The 17609-nt window shown below is 72.4% G+C and carries 20 protein-coding genes; 14 read left to right on the forward strand and 6 right to left on the reverse strand.

Annotation, left to right across the window (positions count from 1 at the left end; translation table 11 throughout):
- Nucleotides 1-110 precede the first annotated feature (110 nt).
- Nucleotides 111-992 (forward strand): helix-turn-helix domain-containing protein, encoded by an 882-nt coding sequence (locus ACZ4WQ_RS19280; protein ID WP_311728860.1) that lies wholly within the window; start codon nt 111-113, stop codon nt 990-992.
- Between the two features lie 11 nt (nt 993-1003).
- Nucleotides 1004-1204, forward strand: a complete 201-nt coding sequence (locus ACZ4WQ_RS19285) for a DUF397 domain-containing protein (RefSeq protein ID WP_311728859.1) — start codon at nt 1004-1006, stop codon at nt 1202-1204.
- Here the strand turns inward: ACZ4WQ_RS19285 and ACZ4WQ_RS19290 are convergent, their stop codons facing one another.
- Nucleotides 1205-2026, reverse strand: a complete 822-nt coding sequence (locus ACZ4WQ_RS19290) for an MmyB family transcriptional regulator (RefSeq protein ID WP_398371395.1) — start codon at nt 2024-2026, stop codon at nt 1205-1207.
- A gap of 137 nt (nt 2027-2163) precedes the next feature.
- Here ACZ4WQ_RS19290 and ACZ4WQ_RS19295 point away from each other — a divergent pair, with 137 nt between their 5' ends.
- The 6 genes from ACZ4WQ_RS19295 to ACZ4WQ_RS19320 are packed head-to-tail and all read left to right on the forward strand — an operon-like array spanning nt 2164 to nt 5561.
- Nucleotides 2164-2574, forward strand: a complete 411-nt coding sequence (locus tag ACZ4WQ_RS19295; RefSeq protein WP_398371397.1) for a hypothetical protein — start codon at nt 2164-2166, stop codon at nt 2572-2574.
- A gap of 31 nt (nt 2575-2605) precedes the next feature.
- Nucleotides 2606-3136 (forward strand): RNA polymerase sigma factor, encoded by a 531-nt coding sequence (locus tag ACZ4WQ_RS19300; RefSeq protein WP_385343116.1) that lies wholly within the window; start codon nt 2606-2608, stop codon nt 3134-3136.
- The gene (locus tag ACZ4WQ_RS19305) at nt 3133-3762 is read left to right on the forward strand and encodes a hypothetical protein (protein ID WP_398371399.1); all 630 of its coding nucleotides are present in this window, start codon (nt 3133-3135) and stop codon (nt 3760-3762) included. Before ACZ4WQ_RS19300 ends, ACZ4WQ_RS19305 begins: the two co-directional genes overlap by 4 nt.
- A gap of 50 nt (nt 3763-3812) precedes the next feature.
- On the forward strand, nt 3813-4772 hold the full coding sequence (locus ACZ4WQ_RS19310) for a MerR family transcriptional regulator (RefSeq protein WP_468022309.1): 960 nt from the start codon (nt 3813-3815) through the stop codon (nt 4770-4772).
- The gene (locus ACZ4WQ_RS19315; RefSeq protein ID WP_398371403.1) at nt 4769-5011 is read left to right on the forward strand and encodes a hypothetical protein; all 243 of its coding nucleotides are present in this window, start codon (nt 4769-4771) and stop codon (nt 5009-5011) included. The genes ACZ4WQ_RS19310 and ACZ4WQ_RS19315 overlap by 4 nt, the downstream gene beginning before the upstream one ends.
- Before the next feature lie 34 nt (nt 5012-5045).
- Nucleotides 5046-5561 carry a GNAT family N-acetyltransferase gene (locus ACZ4WQ_RS19320; protein WP_311728852.1) on the forward strand — a complete coding sequence of 172 codons (516 nt, stop codon included), beginning with the start codon at nt 5046-5048 and terminating at the stop codon, nt 5559-5561.
- A 90-nt stretch (nt 5562-5651) separates the two neighbouring features.
- Here ACZ4WQ_RS19320 and ACZ4WQ_RS19325 read toward each other — a convergent pair whose 3' ends face one another.
- Nucleotides 5652-6560, reverse strand: a complete 909-nt coding sequence (locus tag ACZ4WQ_RS19325) for a LysR family transcriptional regulator (protein WP_398371405.1) — start codon at nt 6558-6560, stop codon at nt 5652-5654.
- A gap of 138 nt (nt 6561-6698) precedes the next feature.
- On the opposite strand from ACZ4WQ_RS19325, the gene ACZ4WQ_RS19330 reads away from it, so the two are divergent.
- Nucleotides 6699-7913 carry an MFS transporter gene (locus ACZ4WQ_RS19330; protein WP_398371407.1) on the forward strand — a complete coding sequence of 405 codons (1215 nt, stop codon included), beginning with the start codon at nt 6699-6701 and terminating at the stop codon, nt 7911-7913.
- A 62-nt stretch (nt 7914-7975) separates the two neighbouring features.
- Here the strand turns inward: ACZ4WQ_RS19330 and ACZ4WQ_RS19335 are convergent, their stop codons facing one another.
- Nucleotides 7976-8737: a thioesterase II family protein gene (locus ACZ4WQ_RS19335; protein ID WP_311728849.1), complete on the reverse strand. Its 762-nt coding sequence runs from the start codon at nt 8735-8737 to the stop codon at nt 7976-7978.
- Nucleotides 8738-9011: 274 nt separating this feature from the next.
- Between ACZ4WQ_RS19335 and ACZ4WQ_RS19340 the strand changes: the two genes are divergently transcribed.
- Nucleotides 9012-9278 (forward strand): hypothetical protein, encoded by a 267-nt coding sequence (locus ACZ4WQ_RS19340; protein ID WP_385343097.1) that lies wholly within the window; start codon nt 9012-9014, stop codon nt 9276-9278.
- 907 nt (nt 9279-10185) lie between these two features.
- Here ACZ4WQ_RS19340 and ACZ4WQ_RS19345 read toward each other — a convergent pair.
- Complete coding sequence (locus ACZ4WQ_RS19345) at nt 10186-12501, reverse strand: MFS transporter (RefSeq protein ID WP_398371410.1); 2316 nt, start codon at nt 12499-12501, stop codon at nt 10186-10188.
- A 129-nt stretch (nt 12502-12630) separates the two neighbouring features.
- On the opposite strand from ACZ4WQ_RS19345, the gene ACZ4WQ_RS19350 reads away from it, so the two are divergent.
- The 4 genes from ACZ4WQ_RS19350 to ACZ4WQ_RS19365 all read left to right on the forward strand — a co-directional run bounded on the left by ACZ4WQ_RS19350 (nt 12631) and on the right by ACZ4WQ_RS19365 (nt 16080).
- On the forward strand, nt 12631-13224 hold the full coding sequence (locus tag ACZ4WQ_RS19350; protein WP_398371412.1) for a MarR family winged helix-turn-helix transcriptional regulator: 594 nt from the start codon (nt 12631-12633) through the stop codon (nt 13222-13224).
- A 141-nt stretch (nt 13225-13365) separates the two neighbouring features.
- Nucleotides 13366-15084 (forward strand): PHP domain-containing protein, encoded by a 1719-nt coding sequence (locus tag ACZ4WQ_RS19355; protein ID WP_398371413.1) that lies wholly within the window; start codon nt 13366-13368, stop codon nt 15082-15084.
- A 74-nt stretch (nt 15085-15158) separates the two neighbouring features.
- Nucleotides 15159-15572: a DUF427 domain-containing protein gene (locus ACZ4WQ_RS19360; protein ID WP_398371415.1), complete on the forward strand. Its 414-nt coding sequence runs from the start codon at nt 15159-15161 to the stop codon at nt 15570-15572.
- A gap of 37 nt (nt 15573-15609) precedes the next feature.
- On the forward strand, nt 15610-16080 hold the full coding sequence (locus ACZ4WQ_RS19365) for a hypothetical protein (protein WP_385339233.1): 471 nt from the start codon (nt 15610-15612) through the stop codon (nt 16078-16080).
- Here ACZ4WQ_RS19365 and ACZ4WQ_RS19370 read toward each other — a convergent pair.
- Together ACZ4WQ_RS19370 and ACZ4WQ_RS19375 are read right to left on the reverse strand one after the other, a co-directional pair.
- Entirely contained in the window at nt 16077-16301 is a 225-nt protein-coding gene (locus tag ACZ4WQ_RS19370; protein ID WP_398371417.1) for a hypothetical protein, read from the reverse strand. The two genes, ACZ4WQ_RS19365 and ACZ4WQ_RS19370, sit on opposite strands and share 4 nt — an antisense overlap.
- Nucleotides 16302-16634: 333 nt before the next feature.
- Nucleotides 16635-17309 carry a lytic polysaccharide monooxygenase auxiliary activity family 9 protein gene (locus ACZ4WQ_RS19375; protein WP_385339229.1) on the reverse strand — a complete coding sequence of 225 codons (675 nt, stop codon included), beginning with the start codon at nt 17307-17309 and terminating at the stop codon, nt 16635-16637.
- Nucleotides 17310-17609 lie beyond the last annotated feature (300 nt).

The raw sequence follows: 17609 nt of genomic DNA on the forward strand, positions 1-17609 counted from the left end.
CGCAACCTTTTCTCGGGAAGTTACCCCGCAGGGGTGGTGGAAGGCGCAACCGGTGGACCGCCCGCTCGGGCGCTGTGCAGACTGCCCGCACATCGTGAGGAGGAGTGAGCATGGCACCCAGGAGTGAGCCGAGCGAGCGTCAGCGCCGCCTCGGCGCTGAACTGCGCAAGCTGCGCAATCGGGCCGGACTCTCAGGCGACCAGGCCGCCGTGATCCTGGAGGCGGACCGCGCTCGCATCAGCAACATCGAGGCGGGCCGGATCGACGTGTCGCGGAATCGGCTCTACAAGCTCCTGCGCGAGTACGGGTGTCCGCAGGGGCCACTCTTCGACGGGCTCATGGAGATGGCGCAGGTGCACGGCAAGGGGTGGTGGGACGAGTTCCGCGACGTCATGGGCCGAAGCGCCCTCGACTTGGCGGAGCTGGAGTCACGTTCCACGGCGATCCTGATGCACGAGCCGCTGTTCATCCCGGGAATGTTCCAGACAGAGGACTACGCGCGTGCGGAAATCCTCGCCACCAGCGAGGATCACGCGCACGACGATCGATACGTGGGCTTCCGGATGGCGCGACAGCGGGTCATTGATGGCGAGTCGCCGGTCACCTATCACGCGGTGATCCATGAAGCGGCGCTGCGCGTGCAGGTTGGCGGCGGCAGGATCATGCGCAAGCAGTTGCTGAGGTTGATCGAACTTGCCCGGCTGCCCAATGTGACCGTGCAGATCTTCCCGTTCGAACGGGGCGCATACGCGGCCTTCAGTCGACCCTTCCTGCTCTTCGAGGGCTCAACGCCCGAGTTGCACACCGTCTATCTCGAGTACCCGGGCAATTCGATGTTCCTTGGGGATGGAGAGCACATCGACGAGTACGCCAAGATGTTCGAGAAGCTGACGGACCTGGCGCTCGCTCCCGTCGACCCGGAAGCGACGCCGGAGTCCCACGGCGGCCGCGACTCTCTGAGCTTGATCCAGCATGTGATGTACGAACTGTGAGAAGGAGTCCGATGTCCGAGCGTATATGGCGCAAGTCTTCGTTCAGCACTGGTCCGCAGGGCGAGTGCGTCGAGATCGCCGCCGGGCCCGACGGGTTGGTCCACTTCCGGGAGAGCGACGACCCGCGCGTCACCGCCGCGACGACCCGCGAGATATGGGCCACCTTCCTCGCCGCCGCGAAGGCCGGGGACTTCGACGGCGTTACGAGCTGATCAGCCAGCGGCCCCGGACCCCAGCGCCCGCAGGGCCTTCGCCGTGAACTCGTCGAGCGGGTAGAACAGCTCGATCGCCAGCTCCGACAGCGTGACGTCTGCCGGAGCCCCGAACGTGGCCATTGTGCCGAACATCGACAGCTCGCCCATCGGCGTGCGCACCCGCAGCGGCACCTGGATGGGGCTGGGCCGTGTCGTCGTACGGGCGTCGGCGTTCGGGGTGATCGCGCCGGTGGGGGCAGGGTAGTCGCGTACCTCCTCGTACAGCGCCCGCAGCTCCGCGTCTCCGTTGGCGTCGGCCTGGCGGCGCAGCCGTTCGAGGAAGAGGGCCCGGACCTCGTCGAGGTTGGCCAGGCGGCCGGCGAGGCCGTCGGGGTGCAGGGTCAGCCGGTAGACGTTCGGGCGCGGGTCCAGCAGATGGGGCGGTATGCCGTCCATGAGGACGGACATGGCGCGGTTGCCGGTCAGCACATTCCACAGCCGGTCCACGACGACGGCCGGATACGGCTCGTGGGCCGCCAGCATCATGTCGAGCGCGGTGCGCACGGAGGCCATGTCCTCGTCGTCGAGGCTGCTCTCCCGGTACGCGGGGGCGTAGTCGGCGGCCATCAGCAGCGTGTTGCGCTCGCGCAGCGGAACGTCCAGGGCGGCGGACAGGCGCAGCACCATCGCCCGGCTGGGGCGGGCGCGGCCGGTCTCCACACAGGAGAGGTGGCGCGCCGAGCTGTCCGCGAGCAGGGCGAGTTCGAGCTGGCTGAGCCTGCGGCGCCGACGCCACTCCCGGAGCAGGGCACCCACCCGGGACGGCTGTTCCACATCCATGGCGAGGAGCGTAACCGCCGGTTGATCAGCGGGGCCATGACCTCGGAGGTCATTGAGCCCATGACCGCGGGGGTGTCACCGTTTGCGCAGACCAGGGGCCGGGCTAGGCCCCGGGCCCGGATAGCGAGGGGACCCGTATGAGCGCCCAGGCCATGACCACGACGCCGGAACTGTTGCGCACCACCCTGCGCGTCGACAGCTGGTCCACCGGCGCCTTCGGCGTCGTCATGCTCGCCGGTGCGACGTGGTTCGACGGCCTGTTGGGGCTGCCGGTGAGCTGGTCGGTCGCGCTCGGGATCGCCATGCTGGGCGGGGCCGTCGTCCTCGCGCTGATCGCCGGATACGAGCGGATCCCGGCGCGGTCGGCGGGGGCGGTGGTCGTGGTCAACACGCTCTCGTGCGTGGGGCTTGTGGTGCTCGCGTGCACGGATGTGGTGGGGCTCACCGGGCTGGGGAGGGCGTTCATGGTCGTCGGGGCGGTGGTGGTGGCGGTGTTCGGGGAGTTCGAGTTCGTGGGGCTGCGACGAATCCTGGGTGCGGCCCGGTAAGGATGCCGGGGGCGCCAGACATATAGGGGGCGTGAAGACGATTCAAACGGGGGACGAGCGCGGGCGCTCGACGCGGTTCACCACGGTGTACGCGCGCGAACACCCGCGCGTCGTCGCTTTCGTGCACCGGAGGGTGGGCGACCGCGGCGCGTCCGAGGAGCTTGCGGCGGAGGTCTTCCGCATCGCGTGGGAGCACACCCTCAAGGACGGGGGCGGGGGCGAGATCACGGCCGGCTGGCTGTTCGTCACCGCACGCAATCTCGTACGCAACCACTACCGCGCCGAGGCCCGCCTGGGCGAGCTGCACCGGCGCATCACGGACGAGCTGGGCCGGACGGCGGCCACCGACCAGGACTCGGCGGTGCTGGACACGCTCGACCGCCTGCCCGCCCACCATCGCGAGGTGCTGGTGCTGAGCTACTGGGACGGGCTGAGCGCCGCCGAGGCCGGAGCGGTTCTGGGCTGCGGCGCACCGGCGGTCTGGGTGCGGCTGCACCGCGCACGCAAGGCGTTTCGCGACCTCTACCGGGCCCCGGCCCCCTCGCCCCAGGAGTCAGCATGATCCGCGTCAAGTCTCTGATGCAGCAAGCAAATCCGGTCCCGGAGGCGGTCCCGGAGGCGGCCCCGGAGGAGGCGGCCGAGCCATCCGGGTGGGCGCCGCGCCGCCGCGTGCTGGTATTGGGTGGGCTCGCCGCCGCGCTCGCCGTGATCATCACGTCCATCGCCGTCCTCGGCTCGCGGGGCGGGGGCTCCGACGACCCGGCCCGGCCCCCCGTCGCCGCCGACGAGCCGTACTACCGGACCACCGGGGACCTCGAGCGGTCCGCCGATGTCATCGTCCGCGCGCGCGTCGCCGCCACCCGTGAGACCGACGAGGACGGGTTCTCGGAGACCATCGCCACGGTGAGGGTGGTGGCAACGGGCAAAGGCAAGCCCCCCGGCCGTACGATCCAGGTGTCGTACCCCAGCCCGGGCGCCGCGCTGCCCTCCGGGCCCGAACTCACCCCCCGGCACGAATACGTCCTGTTGCTGGAGCGCATGGACGACGGGAAGTACGCACTGGTGAACACCACCCAGGGCTACTACGGGATCGAGGCGGGCCACACCGAGGCCGGGCCGGACAACGACGTGGCCCTCAGCGAGGGCGTCCTCAAGGCGCTGGGTCTGGCGCCGCGACGGGAGGGATGAGGGATGGCCGGTTGGACTCTCCCCCCGTAGGACAGGCCATGCTGAGGCGCGTGAACGACGACGACCCCCTGTCCATCGGCCAGTTCGCCCGTATCGTACGGCTCAGCGTCAAACAGCTGCGCCACTACGCCGACCTCGGACTGCTGCCGCCCGCCTGGGTGGACCCCGACACCGGATACCGGTACTACCGCGCCGACCAGGCACGGGACGCCCTGTCCATCGGCCTGCTGCGCTCGCTGGACGTGCCGCTGGCCGCCATCAAGGACGTGCTCGGCGGGCAGGACCCCGCCCACGCGCTGAGCGGCGTGCGCGACCGGCTCGACGACGAGCTCGCCCGCCGCCGCCGGTCCCTCGCCGCCCTGGAGCGGATCCTGGCCCACGGCCTGCCCACCGCCGAGGTGACCCTGCGGCGGGAGGAACCCGAGCGGGTGGCCGTCGTCCGTGATGTGGCCGACTCGCCGGAGGACATCGGGCGGGTGACGGGGGCGTGTGTGGGCAGACTGCTGGCGCTGCTGGCAGCGGGGGAGCGCGGGGAGCAGGGTCCGCCGGGTCCTCCGGGTCCTCCGGGTCCTCCGGGTCCTCCGGGTCCTCCGGGTCCTCCGGGACCTCCGGGTCCTCCGGGTCCTCCGGGTCCTCCGGGTCCACCGGGTCCTCCGGGACCTTCGGGACCTCCGGGGCCGCCCGGCGAGGGGCTTCGGCTGATCGGGCTCTTCCCCGTCGACCTGAGCGAGTACATCCCCGTCACCATCACGGCCGCGCTCCCCGAGGGCCGCCCCGCCCCGCCGGGCACCACCGCGGACCTGCTCCCCGGCGGCACGTTCGCCTGCGCGACCCACACGGGCCCGTACGACCAGATCTCCCTGACCGCGCATGCCCTGCTGGCCTGGTGCGTCGAACGCGGCCACGCGCCCACCGGGCCGATCCGGGAGCTCTACCTCGACGACCCCGCAGTCACGGCCCCCGACCACCTGACCACCCAGCTGCTGATCCCGTTGGAGGAGACGTCATGAACCACCCGGACAACACCTGGTATACCGCCGCCGACAAGCCCGAGCTCGTGACCTTCGGGCCGGTCCACGGCCTGGGGGTGACCGGGCAGGGCGAACCGGGCGGAGCGAGTACGGCGTCTGCGTCCGAGCAGGGCCTGGAGCGGGCGGGGACGCACCACGAGATCTACCTCTCCGACGTCCGCGAGAGCGATCCGGCGAAGATGCGCACGATCCTGCGGCAGCCGGTGCGTCCCGTGTGACCCGTCCGACCGCGCCCAGGAGGATGATGGGCGCGTGCGGATACGACCGAGCACCATCGAAGAGCTCCCCGTCCTCCAGGACATCGAGCGGGCCGCGGGCCTGTGTTTCCGGGACATCGGCATGGACGAGATCGCCGACGACGAGCCGCTGAGCCTGGAGGAGCTGGGGACGTACCAGCGCGCCGGGCGGGCCTGGGTCGCGGTGAACGGCAACGACCGGGCCGTGGCGTACCTGATCACCGACCCGGTGGACGGGAACATGCACATCGAACAGGTCTCCGTGCACCCCGCCAGCGCCCGGCGCGGCTTGGGGCGGGCGCTGATCGAGCACGCGGCGGGGCGGGCGACGGCCGAGGGGGCGGGGGCGCTGACGCTGACCACGTTCGTCGATGTGGCGTGGAACGCGCCGTACTACGCGGCGCGGTGCGGATTCCGGACCCTGGGGGAGGACGAACTGACCCCCGGGCTGCGGGAGATCCGGCGCAGCGAGGCGGTGCACGGTCTTGACCGGTGGCCGCGGGTGTGCATGCGGCGCGAGTTGGGCTCGTAGCGGCGGGCGGCTGGATTTGTGGTGAGTTTGGGACATCGACACGCCGACGCCACGGCGTGTCGATGTCCCAAACTCACCACAAATCCGCTGCTACTCGGCCAGTTCGGCCACGGCCCGGCCGAAGGCCCGTACCCGCGCGGTCTCCCCGGCGCGCCGCCACACCAGCCCCAGGGCCGAGTCCGGCAGGCCCTCGACCGGTACGAAGGCGATGTCGCGGCGGCTGTGGAGCGCGGCGGTCGGCGCGCACAGCAGCATCGTGCCCCGGCCCGCCGCCGTCGCGGCCAGGCCCTCCTGAAGGGTGCACACGCGCGGCCCGCGCGGGACGGGACGGCCGCCGGGCGTGGCGGCGGGGGCCACGACGTCGCGCCAGTAGCGCGGGGCGGGCTCGCCCGGCTCGATCACCGGGTGGTCGGCCAGCTCCTCGGCGTCGACCACGCCGACCGCCGCGACCCGGCGCGCGAGCGGGTGCCGGGCGGGGACCGCGAGCGTCAGCGGCTGCCGAGGGAAGACCGGGCCGAGCACGAGGTCGGGCTCGGCGACCGGCAGAAGGACGATCGCGGCGTCCACCTCCCCGCCGCGCACCGCGCCGAACGGATCCGCCCACGGGATCTCCACGGTCTCCAGCTCACAGCCCGGATGCCGCGCGCGGAAGGCGGCGACCGCCGCCATCACCCGCTCGTCGGCGGCCCCCTGGAAGCCGATCCGCAGGACGCCCTCGACGCCGCGCGCGGCGTCGCGCGCCGACTCCAGGGCGCCGTGCAGCGATGCGTACGCGGGCCGTACGTCGGCCAGGAACCGCTCGCCGAGCGGGGTCAGCCGCACGCGGCGGCTGGTGCGCTCCAGCAGCCGGGCGCCGATCCGCCCCTCGAGCGAGCGCAGGAGCTGGCTGACCCGGCTCTGCGACACGAACAGCCGCTCCGCCGCCCGGCCGAAGTGCAACTCCTCGCTGAGCGTCAGGAAACACTCCAGCTCGCGGATGTCCAGCCCGCCCGTGCCCACCTTTCGGCCGCCTCCCCGCTTCTTTGTGTCGATTCGCGCGTCGAATCGCGCGTCGAATCGTGTGTCGATAAGCCCGGCTCATAGAAGGCTGAGGAATTCTCCGTTGTTCCCGGCCGATTCCGGCTGTTCGCTTGAGACATGTCCAACACCACGGAACTCACCACCCCGGAGGGCATGTCCGGGACCGGGGCCGGATCCGTGCGCTCGCCGTTCAGGAACTGGCTCGCCGTCGCCGCCGTGGCGGTCGGCACCTTCTCGGTCGTCACCACGGAAATGCTGCCGGTCGGCCTCCTCACCTCGATCGGCTCCGCGCTCGGCGTCTCGCCCGGCACGGCCGGACTGGCCATGACGGTGCCCGGCGTCGTCGCCGCCGTCGCCGCGCCCCTGCTGACCGTCGCCGCCGGCCGGATCGACCGGCGGCGGCTGCTCATCGGCCTGTTGGGGCTGCTGGCCGCCGCCAACCTGCTGTCGGCGGCCGCGCCCGGCTTCGCGGTGCTGCTGTTCGCCCGGATTCTGGTGGGGGTGAGCATCGGCGGCGTGTGGTCCATCGCGGCGGGGCTGGCGGCGCGGCTGGTGCCGGAGAAGTCCGTCGGCCACGCCACGTCGGTCGTCTTCAGCGGTATCGCCGTGGCGTCCGTCGTGGGCGTGCCAGCCGGGACGCTCATCGGCGATCTGGTGCACTGGCGCGCCGCGTTCGCGGTGATGGCGGCGCTCTCCCTGGCCGTCGCCGCCGCGCTGGCCGTCACCCTGCCGCCGCTGCCCGCCGACCGCGCGATCCGGCTGGCCGAGGTGCCCGGCCTGTTCCGCAATGCCCGGCTGCGCACCGGCCTGATCACGACCCTGCTGGTGGTCACCGGGCACTTCTGCGCGTACACCTACATCCGCCCGGTGCTGGAAGAGGTCTCGGGGGTCGAGACCGGGCTGATCAGCACGCTGCTGCTCGCTTACGGCGTGGCGGGCATCGCCGGGAACTTCCTGGCCGGCGCCACCGCCCACCGCGACCCGCGCCGCACCCTCATGGTCATCTTCACCCTGCTCGCCGTGGCGGAGCTGCTGGTGCCGCTGGTCGGCGGGACGACGCCGGGGGCCACGGTGCTGCTGTTGCTGTGGGGGCTGGCGTACGGAGGGGTGTCGGTCACCTCGCAGACGTGGGTGCTCCAGGCGGTGCCGGAGCCGGGCGCGCGGGAGGCGGCCTCGGCGCTGTTCGTCGGGGTGTTCAACGTCGCGATCTCCCTGGGCGCGCTGCTCGGCGGGCGGGCGGCCGACGGGATCGGGGTGTCGAGCGTGATGTGGTTCGGGGGCGTGCTGGCGGTGCTGGCCCTGGTGAACGTGGCGGTCGCGCGGCGGCGGTGAGACGGGGGGCCGGGCCCGGGCCCGGGCCCGGGTGAAAGGGGACCCGGGCCCGGCCTCCGGCTTCAGGAATGGGTCGTCGGCAGCAGCCGCTCGGAGATGATGTTGAGGACCTGGGGCACATGGTCGTTGAGGAAGAAGTGCCCGCCGCTGAGGACCGTGAGGTCCATGTCCTCGGTCGTGTGCTTGGCCCAGTCGCGCACCTCGTCGACCGACGCCCTCGGGTCGGCGTCCCCCGTCAGCGCGGTGATCGGGCAGCTGATCCGCCGCCCGGGCTCGCAGCGGTACGACTCGATGGCCCGGTAGTCGCCGCGGATCGCCGGGAGCGCCATCCGCAGCAGCTCCTCGTTCTCCAGCACGTCGCCGCTCGTCCCGTTCAGCGCGCGCAGCTCCTGCAACACCCCCGCGTCGTCCCGCGTGTGCACGGTCTCGTCGCGGTACCGGGACGGCGCCCGGCGCCCGGAGACGAACAGCCGGACGGGCACCACCCCCCGCTTCTCCAGCCGCAGCGCCACCTCGTACGACAGCGTGGCGCCCATGCTGTGGCCGAACAGCGCGAGCGGCTTGTCGTCCAGCCCGTCCAGCACGCCGGTGATGGCGTCCGCGAGCTTGCCGATGTCGTCGATGCACGGCTCACGGTGCCGGTCCTGACGCCCGGGGTACTGGATGGCGAGCACCTCGATCGAGGGCGCCAGCGCCTTCGCCACCGGGAAGAAGTAGCTGGCCGACCCCCCGGCGTACGGCAGGCACACCAGCCGTACCGCGCTGCCCGGGGACTTCTCGTACCGCCGGATCCACGCCTCGGCGTCCGCTGCGATGCTCGTCATTGTCGTGCTTCCTTCCTCTGCCCCTGTGCCCCTGCCGCTCAACATCCTCTCGTCAACACCCTTGCACACACGCCTGTTTCCGGGCTTGCGTTGCTCAATGCTCTAGGTGGTGCACCGGTTTGTGGACCGGGTGACGGGCGCGCGGAGTGCGCCGTCGGGGCCCTGTACGACGAGCCGGATGATCTTGCCCGAGGGGGTCGGGGCGGCGACTCGGTGAGAACCAGGTCAGCAGGTGAGACCCTGATACCAGGGGGCTCGTCTTCGGGAGTGTCCGATGGCAGTGAGCATGCACGTGGTCTGGAGCAGGGCCGAGCCCGGGTGCGTCATCTACGAGACGCACGCGATCGCAACGATCACCGACGGCGAAGGCGTCCACGCGACGGTCGACAGCCACACCTACGAGGTTCCCCTCCACAGCCGCGCCGAGGCCGAGTCGATCGCGGATGAGGAGGGCTACGAGCTGTTCAGGAAGGGCGAGGCGTGGGAGAGCCTCCCGGAGGAGGAAAGCCTTCCTGAGGAGGAGGGCGCCATGGAGGAATGAGCGCGCGCTCAGGGGGCAGACGGAGCGCCGGACGGCCGAGGGGCCGTCGGCGTGCCCGCGTCCGGCGGACGCGGCCGGAGCCGCGTAGCGGCGCTTTTTCCCCTACCCGCCCCTTCCCACAACCAGTGGCTCCGCCCCTGGACCCCGGGGTCCAGGGGCGGAGCCACTGGTTGTGGAGCCCGCCCCGGGGTCGGTGTCCCCACCTGGCGGTGATGTCCACCTGGCGGTGGGCCCTCCTGGCGGTGGTGGAGCCCCTCCCGGTGGTGGAGCCCCTTCCGGCGGTGGAGCCCCATTCTGGCGGTGGCGGAGCCCCCGACCGTGGGGTCCCCGGCGGTGGGGTCCCTGGCGGTGGGGTCCCGCCTGGCGGCCCCACGGCCGGGGGCTCCACTCCTGGACCCCGTGTCCAGTGGCGGACCCCTGGCGGTGGAGCCCGCCCGGGGGTGGAGCCCGGTCCGGCGGTGGGGCCCGACCCGGGGGTGGAGCCGGTCCGGCGGTGGGGCCCGACCCGGGGGGTGGGGCCCGACCCGGGGGCGGACACCTGGCGGTGGAGCCCGGCCCGGCGGTGGGGCCCGACCCGGGGGTGGAGCCCGGTCGGGCGGTGGGGCTGGTGTCCCGCCCGGTGGTGGAGCCCTGGCGGTGGGCCCTTCCAGCGGCGGGGACCTTCCTGGTGATGGGGCCCCTCCTGGCGGCGGGATCCCTCCTGGCGGTGCGGCCCGCGAGCGGCGGGGCCTTTCCCGGCAGTGGAGCCGTGCATCGGCAGCGGGCCAGGTAGGGCGGCCTTGCCGCGCCGGGGTCTGGGGCGGAGCCCCAGTTGTGGGAAGGGGCGGTTAGGGGACGAGCCCGCCGCAGGCGTCCGACCCGCCGACGCCCCCTACGCCGCCCCGCTCAGACCCCGACCCCGGGCCGCTCAGCCATGGCCCAGCAGGAAGTCGACCTCCCGCGCCTCGACGCCCTGCGCGCCCTGCGCGCCCCGCGCCCCCCGCGAGCCGCCAAGCGTGACCGGGGCGGTCGCCGGTGCGTAACCGCCGGCCACCACCGTGTAGTGCTCGCCCGTGAGCCCCGCGAAGGAGAACGCACCGTCCGCGCCGGTCAGACACTGCCCGACGACATCGCCCGCCGAGTCCAGCAGCGTCACCCGCGCATCCTCCACCGGCCGCCCGCCCCGGGCCCGTACGGTGCCGCGGACCTTGGCCGCGGGCCGCAGCTCCGCGTCGATCCGCGGGGGCTGACCGTGGCCGGTGACGTCCAGCCGCTCGGCGTGCGGGCGGTGGCCCTCGGCGCTGATGGTCAGCGTGTACGAGCCGGGGGCCAGCTCGGGCAGCGCGAACTCGCCCTTCTCGTCGGTGACGGCCGTGGCCGCGACCGCACCGTCGGGACCGGTCGCGGCCACGGCCGCCCCGGCCAGCGGCTCCCCGCCGAGGGTGCGTACGGCCCCGATGGGCCCGCCGCCTCCGGCCAGCCGTACGTCACAGGTGACGGGGGCGTCGGACACCAGCAGCGTGGCCGCCTGCGGCTGGTGGCCCGGGGCGGAGCCGATCAGGACGAAGCTGCCGGGGTCGGGCGCGGCCAGGGCATACCGGCCGTCCGGGCCGCTGATCGTGCGGCCGAGCTGGCGGCCGGTGTTGTCGATGAGGGTGACGGCGGCACCCGCGAGCGGCGCGTCGCCGTGCCCGAGCACCAGGCCCTGGATGCCGGAGGCGACCTCGGCAGCCGGGACGCCAGCCACTACCGGCTCAGCGTGCTGGGGCTCCTGGTTCCCCGACGCCTGGGCGATCAGCGGCGTACGGCGCCGGTTCGGCAGGAACAGCGTGATCAGCAGACCCACCGCGGCGGCCCCGCACGCCACCGCGAACGAGATCTTGAACCCGTCCGTGTTCGGCAGTTGGAGCGGGCCGAAGGCCGTGGTCTGGTGCGCCAGGATCACCCCGACCACGGCGCTGGAGGTGGACATGCCGATCGACCGCATCAGGGTGTTCAGCCCGTTCGCCGCGCCCGTCTCCGCCGCCGGCACGGCACTGATGATCAGGGTCGGCATCGCCGAGTACGCGATCCCGACACCGACGCCGAGCGCGGTCGACAGCACCACGACCTGCCAGACGTGGTCCATCATCACGATCCCGCCGCCGTACGTCGCACCGATCACGATCAGCCCGAGGACCAGCGAGACCTTGGGCCCGCGCGTGGCGTTGATCCGCGCCGAGAGCGGCGAGACCAGCATCATCGCCACGCCCATCGGCGCCACGTACAGCCCCGCCATGACCATCGACTGGCCGAGGCCGTAGCCGGTGGCCTTCGGCAGCTCCAGCAGCTGGGGGAGGATCAGCGACATCGCGTAGAACGAGAACCCGACCATGATCGAGGCGAGGTTCGTCAGCAGCACCTGGCGGCGTGCGGTGGTCCGCAGGTCCACCAGCGGCTCGGCGGTCCGCAGCTCCACGAACCCCCAGACCACCAGGATCGCCGCGGCCGCGCCGAACAGCCCGAGGGTGGTGCCGCTGGTCCAGCCCCAGTCGCCGCCCTTGGTGATGGGCAGCAGCAGACAGACCAGACCGGCCGAGAGCCCGATCGCGCCGACGGCGTCGAAGCGGCTGGGGGTCCGCACGGCGGACTCGGGGACGACGACCAGCACGAGGACGAGCGCGAGGACGCCGAGCCCTGCGGCCCCGTAGAACAGCACGTGCCAGTCGGTGTGCTGGGCGACGAACGCCGAGGCCGGGAGGCCGAACGCGCCGCCGATGCCCAGCGAGGAGCTCATCAGGGCCATCGCCGAGCCCAGCTTCTTCGGCGGCAGCTCGTCGCGCATGATGCTGATGCCGAGCGGGATCGCGCCCATCGCGCCGCCCTGGATGGTCCGGCCGATCACCATGACGACCAGCTCGGAGGTGACGGCGCACACCAGCGAGCCGACGACCAGCAGCCCGAGGGCCACCATCAGCATCCGGCGCTTGCCGAACATGTCGCCGAGCCGCCCCATGACCGGGGTGGACACGGCGCCCGCGAGGAGGGTGGCGGTGATCACCCAGGAGGCGTTGGAGCTGGAGGTGTGCAGCAGCTGCGGCAGCTCGGTCACCAGCGGGACGACCAGCGTCTGCATCACCGAGACGGCGATGCCGCAGAACGCGAGCACGGCCACGAAGCCGCCGCCCACCTCGCGCGGGAGCGTCCGGTCGGGCGGCGCGGCGGTCAGGGGCTCGACGCGGGCTGGTGGGGCTGACGGGGACATACGGGTGCCGCCTCCAAGCGGGTGTCCTGTGCATATGAGCGGAATAAGGAAGTGAGAGATGTGCATCCTACACACGGTGTGTATCGTGCACATTTCTCGCGGTGAGCGAGAGGTCGACGAGGAGGAAGCGTGCTGGAGAGGCTGGAACGCGAGCTGATGCTGGTCGCCAGGTGCACTCTGCTGACCCCCCGGGACCGCAAGGGGCAGAGCGCGCAGGACACGCACAGCACGGAATGCGCACAGGGAGGGGGCGAAGAAACCAGGGAGCACGGACAGGGCGCAGGGGACAGACAGGGCGCAGGGGACAGACGGGGCGCGGGCGACAGACAGTGCGCGGGCGACCGCCTGGACCGCTCCGCGTACTTCCTCCTCTCCTTCCTGGACGCCGAGGGCGCGCTGTCCATCGGCCAGCTCGCCGACGCCCTGGGGCTCGACGTCTCGACCGTCAACCGGCAGACCGGCGCCCTGCTCCGCGTCGGCCTGCTCGAACGCATCCCGGACCCCCAGGGGGGCCTCGCCCGCAAACTGCGCGCCACCGCCGCCGGCGCCGACCGTCTCACCGCCGACCGGGAGCGCCGCCGCGCGGGGCTGGCGCGGGTGCTCGCCGACTGGACGCCGGAGGAGGTGGGGCGGTTCGAGGACGCGCTGACGCGGTTCAACCGGGAGGTGGAGGCGGACGAGGGACGGTCCTGGCCGCGCCCGGAGGACGCACGAGACGCGTAGCGCGACGCCGTACGCGTCCCAGGGGCTTCGGCGGGTTGTTCACCCCCCGTACGCCCGCCGCTCGGAAACCCGTGGCCACCCCCTCGTACGGTCACCGGGCACCGGCCCGGAAGGGACCGGCCCGAACGAGGAGATGCCCCGATGCCGAGCCCGAACGAACCGCTTCCGTCCCTTCCGCGCTGGGCGGACCCCGAGGTGGAGGCCCACTCGCTGGACGCGCAGGGCGTCTCGCGGCGCGGGCTGCTGCGCCGGGCGGGCCTGTACGGCGCGGGCTTCGCGGGCGCCATGGCCCTGGCGCCCACGGCCGCGGCAGCCGCCGAGACGCCCGCGACAACCACCGCCGGCGGCGACGCGGGTGGCGACCCGGACCTCGTCTATCTGGTCGGCGACCACCATGTGCACTCCGTCTACAGCCACGACGCGAAGTACACCGCGTCCCAGCAGGCCCAGCGGGCCGCGCAGTACGGCCTCGACTGGATGGTCTTCACCGAGCACAGCAACTTCGGGCACGCCAACGCGGGCGGGGCGCTCGCCGAACACGAGGACGTCCTGAAGGCCCGCGCCGAGAACCCGCGCATGCTGATCTTCCAGGGCCTGGAGTGGTACATCCCGGGCGCCGAGCACGGCACCGTCTTCTCGCCGCCCGGCCCCCACGAGGCCGACCTGCTGCGCACCTTCGAGCTGCGCTACGACGGCAAGCTGCTGGGCCGCACCGACAGCACCGCCGAGAACGAGGCGCTCGCGGTCGCGGGCATCAAGTGGCTCGCCGAGCAGCGCAAGAGCGGCTACGTCGACGATGTGCTGGTCCTCGCCAACCACCCGCTGCGGCTGGGCATCGACTCCCCGCACGAGCTGCGGGCCTGGCGCGACGCCGCGCCCGAGGTCATGATCGGCGCGGAGGGCGCCCCGGGCGCCCAGGGCGCGGCCCTGCCCGGCTGGGGCAGCGCCACCGCCATCCGCGGGGAGTACGAGAACAAGCCGTCCGCCCAGTCCTGGCCCGGCTACCCGGCCGAGGCCTACGTCACGTACGGCGGCTTCGACTGGATGACCGCGACGGTGGGCGGGCTGTGGGACGCCATGCTGTCCGAGGGCCGGCTGTTCTCGATCACCACGAACTCCGACAACCACCGGACCGTCCACGACACCTGGCGCAACGGCGACTGGCAGCCCGGCCAGAACTTCGACAACACCGGCAGGCTGCCCAACCCGGTCGACACGGACAAGGAGCAGCCGGGCAGCGACTTCTGGCCGGGGCAGTTCAGCCGTACGCACGTGGGCGTGACGGGGTACGGCTACCGCCAGGTGATGGCGGGGCTGCGGGCCGGGCGGGTGTGGGTGGACCACGGGCAGCTGCTCGACGCCCTGGACGTACGCCTGCACCGCGAGAGCGACCGTAGTGACCAGGACGGCAAGAGCGGCAAGAGCCGTGGGGTCACCCTGGGCGGCCGGCTGCGGGTCCGCCGCGGCGAGCGGCTGACCCTGACGGTCACCGTCACCACCGCCTCCCGCCCCAACTTCCACGGCGTCCTGCCGCGCCTGGCCCACCTCGACGTGATCCGCGGCGCGGTCCGCGGCCCGGCGCGCGACCGTGACGCGTGGCGCGCCCCGGACACCCGCGTCGTGCACACCTCGGACGTCTCCGGCCGCACCGGCACGTACACCCTGCGGATCCCCCTGGCCAGGGCCGAGGAGTCCGGCTACATCCGGCTCCGCGGCAGCGACGGCAACCGTCACGGCACCGGCCTGCTGGGCGCCTCCGTCGACCCGCACGGCCCGATCCCGCACAAGCCTGGCGACGGCGACCCGTGGGCCGACACCTGGTGCTACACGAACCCGATCTTCATCGAGGTCGCGGACTGACGGAATGACCGGCCCGGGGGCTGCGTTGTCGTAGATGACGCACCCCCGGAGTCACCACCGCGAGGAGGACCGTCATGACGACTCATCCCCACGGGACGGGCACAGGCACAGGCACCGGCACGGGCATCCGCGGCCACCGCGTGGAGGTGGTCCGCGGCACCCAGCACGTCACGGTCACGATCGACGGCCGGGTCGTCGCCGAGTCGCGCCGCCCGCTGCTCCTCTTCGAGACCGGCCTGCCCGTCCGCTACTACCTGCCCCCGCAGGACGTGAACCTGTCACTCCTCGAGCCGACCGACACGCACACCACCTGCCCGTTCAAGGGCCAGGCGGCGTACTGGACGTACCTTGGCGAGGAGGGCGGGAGCGGCCCGCACACCGATGTGGTGTGGGCCTACCCGGACCCGCTCGACGCGGTCGCGGAGATCAAGGACCATCTGTCGTTCTACGACACGGTTGCCGACATCTCGGTGAAGGAGACCGACTGAGAGAAGCGGATGGCCCGGCGGCGGGAACGGCTGTCGCGTGCACATCCACGCGTATTCCTGGCTGGGCGAGAAGGAGCTGTTCGACCGGGACGCGCTCCGCCGCCCACCGGACCGCCCCAGGCCACCCGTCAGCCCGGAGGACCAGGAGTACCACCGGCACCTCGTCGACGCCTTCAGACGCTCGGAGCTGCCCCCGCTGGAAACCGCCCACTGGCTGCTCAAGGCGCCCGGCCTGATCCGCGAGACCTTCGAGGAACCGAAGGACGCCGCCGCGTGGCTGGGCCGGCAGCTCACCGAACACGCCCCCGGCTTCCACTCCCAGCAGGAGGCGGACACGGCCCGCCTGGCCCACCTGGTCGCCACGGCCGCGGACACTTTGACGCACGGCGGCGACGTCTCCGTCGGCTTCTACGCAGGCCGCACGTCGTTCCTCTCCCTGGCCCTGGTGACCTGCTCCCCGAACCGCTTCGCCCCCGGAGTCCCATGCCCCCGCGGCAACGGCCGCTAGCGCGCGATGGGTTGGGCGCTGTCGGCGACGAGCGACGCCCGTATGGGGTCGGCGGTGACCGCCTGCTGCCCGTAACCGTGGTCCACCTTCCCCTCGGTCCGCAGCCCCGTACCGTCCAGGGTCCCGCACACGGCCACGCTCAGGGCGGCCGCGGTGGCCAGCGCGACGGCGGTGATCTGCACGGCGTGGGCGCGGCATTCGGCGAAGCTGATGGGGCGCATGGCGGATCTCCTGCGGGGGTCGGAGAAAGCTGATCGGTACGACAACCACCCTGATCCCGCCCCCTGCCGTGCCACTGCCGCCCCGCTAACGCCCCACTAACGCCTCGCTAATGCCCCTCGGCTCGGCCTCTGGACGGAGGCGTGAGGGCGGGTTCGATCGTCGACCGGACGTAGATGCGCCTGCTGTCCGGTGTGAGTTTGTGTCGGCCGTCCGTCGGGGATCGTCGGGTTCGCGCCGGGAGGGCGCCTGACGCCGATGGGCCACTCCCCACCGCAAGCCGAAGCGGCCCGCCAGGGCTCCTGGCGGGCCGCTCCTGCCGCGTGGTGGGCGGCTCAGGTGAAGTTGACGTCGCTGCACAGGAAGTACGTCTGGTCCATGTGCGAGGCCTGCCAGATGGTGTAGACGACGTGGCGCCCGGTGTAGCCCGAGGTGCTGACGTCGATCGAGTAGTTCTGGCTGGGGCCGTACTTACCGGTCTTGGTGATCAGCTGGAGGTCGCTCCACTTGAGCGGCTGGGTGGTGGGGTCGTAGCCCTGGCGGGTGACGTAGACCAGGAAGTAGTCCGCGCCGTGGCTGGCCTGGTCGTACAGCTTCACCGTGAACTTGTTGCCGATGTTCGTGGTCTGCCAGGCGCCGACGGTGTCCAGGGAGTTGTAGCGGTTGCTCTCGGTGTGGCCGCCGCTGCAGAGCTGGCCGTCCGGGACCACCGCCGGGAAGTTGCCCGCGGAGCCGTTGCGGTAGAGGCCGTTCCAGTTCCACATGGCGTTGGGGTTGTCCTGCCACGCCTGCCAGCACATCGGGTCTTTCTGTGCCATCTCGGGGTTCTGGAAGTCGTCCGCCCAGCGCAGCCAGCAGCCGTAGTTGCGGGACGCGGGGTCGATGACCGAGCCGTGGGCGGAGGCGGTGCCGGTCCAGGGGATCAGGGTGAGCAGTGCGGCGGACAGCAGGCCGAGGGTGCGGAGGGCCCAGCGTAAGGGGCGTCTGACCTGATCATGACAATTCTTCATGGCCGATCTCCATCGTCCGTGGGGGGGTGCCGATGGGTGCGGGGAGGCCCGATGATGGGAGCGCTCCCATTGCCGTGAGCGTGCCCGACGACACAGGAGCGAAACATGTGGTTCACCTATGGCCGAATCGGCCGGGGATGGAGGAGCGGCGAAGGGGCCCGCCGGGCGCGGCCGCGGGGCATGTCACGCGGCACTCGCGTCCGACGCTCCCACCGCTCCCGGGCTTCGGCGAGGAGTCGGATTTCGGCCGTCGGGGCGGGGCCAACTCCCCGCTTGGGCTCGGCGGGCCGTAAGGCCGAC

The organism is Streptomyces sp. NPDC028305 (assembly GCF_055569495.1).